Source organism: Sphingopyxis terrae subsp. terrae NBRC 15098, from assembly GCF_001598815.1.
Lineage (GTDB): Bacteria > Pseudomonadota > Alphaproteobacteria > Sphingomonadales > Sphingomonadaceae > Sphingopyxis > Sphingopyxis terrae.
In genome coordinates, this window is the sequence record NZ_BCZQ01000056.1 from 1 (window position 1) to 4,676 (window position 4,676).

A 4,676-nucleotide genomic window follows, 5' to 3' on the forward strand; every position below is an offset into this window, starting at 1 on the left:
GCCAATCTAATTTTTGATTTCTGAGCCGAGGACAGATTTGTATTCCAGAAATTCATCAAATCCAATCTCGCCCCATTCACGGCCATTGCCTGACTGCTTATAGCCGCCAAATGGTGCGTTGAAATCCGCATGGGCCGCGTTCACGAAAACTTGGCCCGTGCGCATCTTTCGAGCCACTTCGACAGCTTCTTGATGTTCGCCCTGAACATAGCCGGACAAGCCATAGGGCGAATCATTGGCGATCTCGATCGCGTTATCAACCGTGTCGTATGCAATGATGCTCAGCACAGGTCCGAATATCTCTTCTCGTGCAATTGTCATATCATTGCTGACATTTGAAAAGATCGTTGGCGCAATAAAATAGCCGCTCCTAACACCATCGGGCCTGTCTGCGCCGCCGGTTTCCAGCTTGGCGCCTTCTTTGACACCTTCTGAAATCAGCCGCACAATTTCTGCATGCTGACGTTTCGTCGCAATCGGGCCGATAGCCGGCGCCGGCGCATCCCAACTTGTCGCCAGCGGGATGGATTCGGCGACCTCAACTGCAATTCTAGTGGCCTCTGCCACTTTGTCTGACGGAACCAGGAGGCGCGTGCCCGCTGTACAAGTCTGGCCCACATTACTCATAATCCCTTGAACAGCCCTGCCAACAGCATCCTTCAAATCGGCACTTGGCAAAACAATATTGGCTGACTTGCCGCCAAGCTCGAGCGATACTCTTTTGATCGTATCCGCCGCTGCCTTTGAGACGTTGGCTCCGGCCATCGTAGACCCAGTAAAGCTGACCATATCAACATCTGGATGCTCAGCTATGGACGCACCCACTACTCTACCAGGTCCATTGACAAGATTGAACACACCAGGAGGCACACCAGCTTCGTGGATAACCTCAGCCAGCAACAGTGAATCCAGGGATGTTTGTTCAGCCGGCTTCAGAACGATCGTACAGCCTGTTGCCAATGCCGGCGCAACTTTGCACGCAACCTGGTTCAACGGCCAATTCCACGGAGTGATCAACCCGCAAACGCCAATGGGTTCGCGTCGTATGGCTGTAGTGCCTTGAATCTTCTGAAACTCAAAACTCTCCAGAACTTTGGCCGCGGTTGAATAATGGGCAATGCCGGCCGGGACTTGCGCCCTGCTTGACCACCAAGTTGGTGCTCCCATTTCCATGCTAATTGCTTCTGAAAACTCGTCAGCTCGAGCTTTGATTCCAGCCGCAATCCGTTCCAACATGGCCCTGCGATCTTCAACGCTAGATTGGGAAAACTCCTTGAACGCCTCCCTGGCTGCTGCCACCGCACGAGCGACATCATCTTCTCCACCGCCAGCAACGGTTGCACAAACTGTTTCGGTGAGGGGATTCACAACCTCAAATATTGACGGATTCAATGGATCAACCCATTCGCCGCCGATATACAGTTTGCTGTGTATTTTCATTTGATATGCCTCTTCTATGTGCTGCTTGCTCAGTCAAAAAAGTTGCGATCAGACTTTCGCCTGATCGCTAGTCTTTGCTCACCAAATTCCCAGCATCTGGTAGAGCGGAGAGTTCTACTAAAACTTGCCGCGCAGGGTCAGTCCATAGGTCCGTGGCTCTTGGACAAATGCACCACGTGCTCGCTGGCCAGAGAATCCTCTAAGCGGAATATCGAATGTCAAAAACCTTGTCCGCACATCAAAAAAGTTGCGAGCCCAAGCCTCAATGGTGAACTTCTCATTTGCAGTTCTAAAACCAAGGCGAAGATCCAACTTCGCGTTCGATTTCTGGATATCAAATGGTGCCGCAATGGCGGCTGCCACCGCGTCCCGTACTTGAGCTTCGGTCGTCAGACCAAAGGTCGCAGGTCTTTCAGTAGGCAAAGTACTGGTGCGCCTTTTTGATTCATAACGAACCGAGAAACCTGCGAACATCGAGGCGCCGCTTGTGTTAATCTCGGTATCAACATTGGCACCACCAATCACAACCAATTTTGGCGCATTCGTGAATTGCTGACCGCACAATGCAGTGACAGAGCCGTTGAAATTCGCATCTGTCGGATCAAATGTGGTGCAATCATCGGGATATTTGGCGTCTGTATAAGTGGCAGCCAGGTTTAGGGATAATGCGTCAGACAACGCATAGGCTGATTCAAATTCCACACCCTTGGAGCGCGCTTTATCGACATTGAATGCGCTAAACCTTGTGCCATCAAATGCCAGCACCTGAAAATCCGAAAGATCAGAATAGAACAAGGCAATATTTGCCCAGGCCCGGTTGTTCAGGAATACGGATTTGAAACCCAATTCAAAGGCATCAATTTTCTCTGAGCGGAATCGCGGATCTGCACCGCCAACCGCAGCGGAAACATCAAGGTTAAATCCACCGGACTTAAATCCATGCGTAAATCCACCATAGACGAAGGTTTGATCTGCAACTTCGTAGCTTAAATTTGCAGTATAGGTGAGCTGGTCATCCTTGAAATCTCTGTCAAATGGTTGTGGGATTAGATTCAAGTATGAAGTCACAAATGTATTTGCCGCGTTCGTATTTGCAAATTGGGTGAAGAAATTATTTGGGTCGCTAGGATCATATAGACCGGAATTGAATATCCAACAGTTCGATTGAACAACTGATGCCAGTCGTGCGGGTCCCCCTGCGCCAAAGAAACCATTCGTCCCATTGTACAGACCAAAATTAGGTGAAGTTAAGCTTGTCAAATTGTTGAATGTTGCCTCGCAGGCGTTGTGCTGTCCGGGAACTTGGTGGCCGACTTGGGCATCTTTCTTTTCAGTGATGTATCGAGCACCAAGCGTCAGATTTAGCCCGTCAGTAAGCTCCAGCACATTGTGAGTGAAGACCGAAAAAGAACTGCCATCTTGCTGTGCCCTTGGCGCGGCATAGTCGCCAGCTGCATCTACGCCGTTAGAAGCAAAATTTAGCTCATTGAAATCTGCAGAACCAAATCTACCGACGCTAACGCCCGCCTGCATATCCCGCAAAAATACCAAAGCATAACGTTGATCGATCTTCTCATGCGAATAGTATGCCCCAATTAACCAATCCAAACTGTCTTCAAAGGCATTCCCTTGAAGCCTGAGCTCATGCGATGTCGACTTAATCGTGGTGCCGTTTAGCGCATCCAAGTCCACATTTGGTAAGATAGCTTCAGCTTCGGGGCAGGGACCAACAGCGTATATTTCAAGCGAAGTGTAATCGCCGCGACAAGAATCAGCATTCGATTCGCCATAATAACCTAGATAAGAGAGGTTTGCGAAAGGCAATTCCACATCATACGTGGCGCCAACATTCCAACCGTTATAAGGGTTGGTATAGTTGCTGTCGTTCGCCAACCCTTCTTTTAGGGCTCGGCGACCAACAAAGTCAGCCCCTGCTGTTCCGCCAAATGCAGAAAATGGTGCCAAGTTAGCCTGAATAAAGGGTGAGTGATTCAACCACACCGCCGAACAACATTGATCATCCCCTCGAGAATAACCAGCAAATAGACGCAAAACGCCTGCATCTTCTAAGTCAAATAGCAACTGTCCGCGAACGGAAGATCGGTCTATCGAGCTAGAATCATATCCGTCCGGGCCAATAACATATCCATCACGCACAGCATGCGAGCCAGAGACCCGAAGAGCTACTTTTCCTTCAGAAACCGGAACATTAAACCCGCCGCGAACCTTGAACAGATCGTAATTGCCGGCGGAAACATCGAAGAATGCTTCTGTATCATCAAGGTTTGGCTTGTTGGTCTTTATGACCAAAGCGCCTGCCGAAGTGTTGCGACCAAAAAGCGTACCCTGCGGGCCCCTTAGGACCTCAACTTGCTGAACATCATTCAATTCACCAAGGACCGCACCTGGGCGCGGGATGTAAAACCCATCCACAAATGCGCCGACCGAACTTTCAATACCAATATTGTTACCGGTGGTTCCAATCCCGCGCAAACGAAGCGTCAGCCCGCCAGTCGTACTATCCGAGGAGTTCATCTGGTAGCTAGCGGCGGCCCGCTCCAAATTTGTAATGTCTGAAACGCCGGTACGCACCAACATTTCGGCATCTACGACTGTAACGGCAATCGGCGTCTCAACAATGGACTGTTCGCGCTTTGTAGCGGTGACGATTATTAGATTTCGGTCGCTCTCTGGTTCGCTCTGCGCTTGCGCAGAAGGGGCCTCCTGCTGAATATCATCATTTGCCGATGCAATCCCAGGCGCGCCCATATAGCCAAGGGCGGATGCAATCAAAGCAAATCTTGAGGTTTTGCCCCAAAAATCAGATTGATCGCCCAAGTTTAGTTTGTTGTGATCGTTGTTGCTCAAGATACCCTCCTCAGGTGCCGCAAAATAATTTTGCTTATTTCTATAGCTAGAGCAGGTCGCGTCCGTCAAGGTGGTGTAATTTCGGCTGTGGCCGTGGGCCATCGTCAGGCGGCTTTGGCGGTGATGTGTAGGGGCTGATTTTCCTCCTCGATCATGGGTTGGTTGAGTTCGGCCATGCCTTCGATCTGCATGTATCGGTGCTGGAGCTGCCACTCGTCGTTCTGCTCCATCAGCACAGCCCCGACGAGGCGGATGATGCTGTCTTCGTTCGGGAAGATTCCGACGACGTCGGCGCGGCGCTTGACCTCCTTGTTGAGCCGCTCGAGCGGATTGGTTGAGTGTAACTTCGTGCGGTGCTGGGTGGGAAA

3 protein-coding genes are annotated in these 4,676 nt (G+C 50.5%); all 3 read right to left on the bottom strand.

Annotation, left to right across the window (positions count from 1 at the left end):
* Positions 1–6 precede the first annotated feature (6 nt).
* A complete protein-coding gene (locus STE01S_RS19405; protein WP_054588540.1) occupies positions 7–1,440 on the bottom strand; it encodes an aldehyde dehydrogenase family protein in 1,434 nt (477 codons plus the stop codon).
* Between the two features lie 117 nt (positions 1,441–1,557).
* Entirely contained in the window at positions 1,558–4,308 is a 2,751-nt protein-coding gene (locus STE01S_RS19940; RefSeq protein ID WP_162928370.1) for a TonB-dependent receptor, read from the bottom strand.
* Positions 4,309–4,412: 104 nt separating this feature from the next.
* Positions 4,413–4,676, bottom strand: a 264-nt coding sequence (locus tag STE01S_RS19410; RefSeq protein WP_174531855.1) for a transposase, incomplete at its 5' end; no start/stop codon positions are given.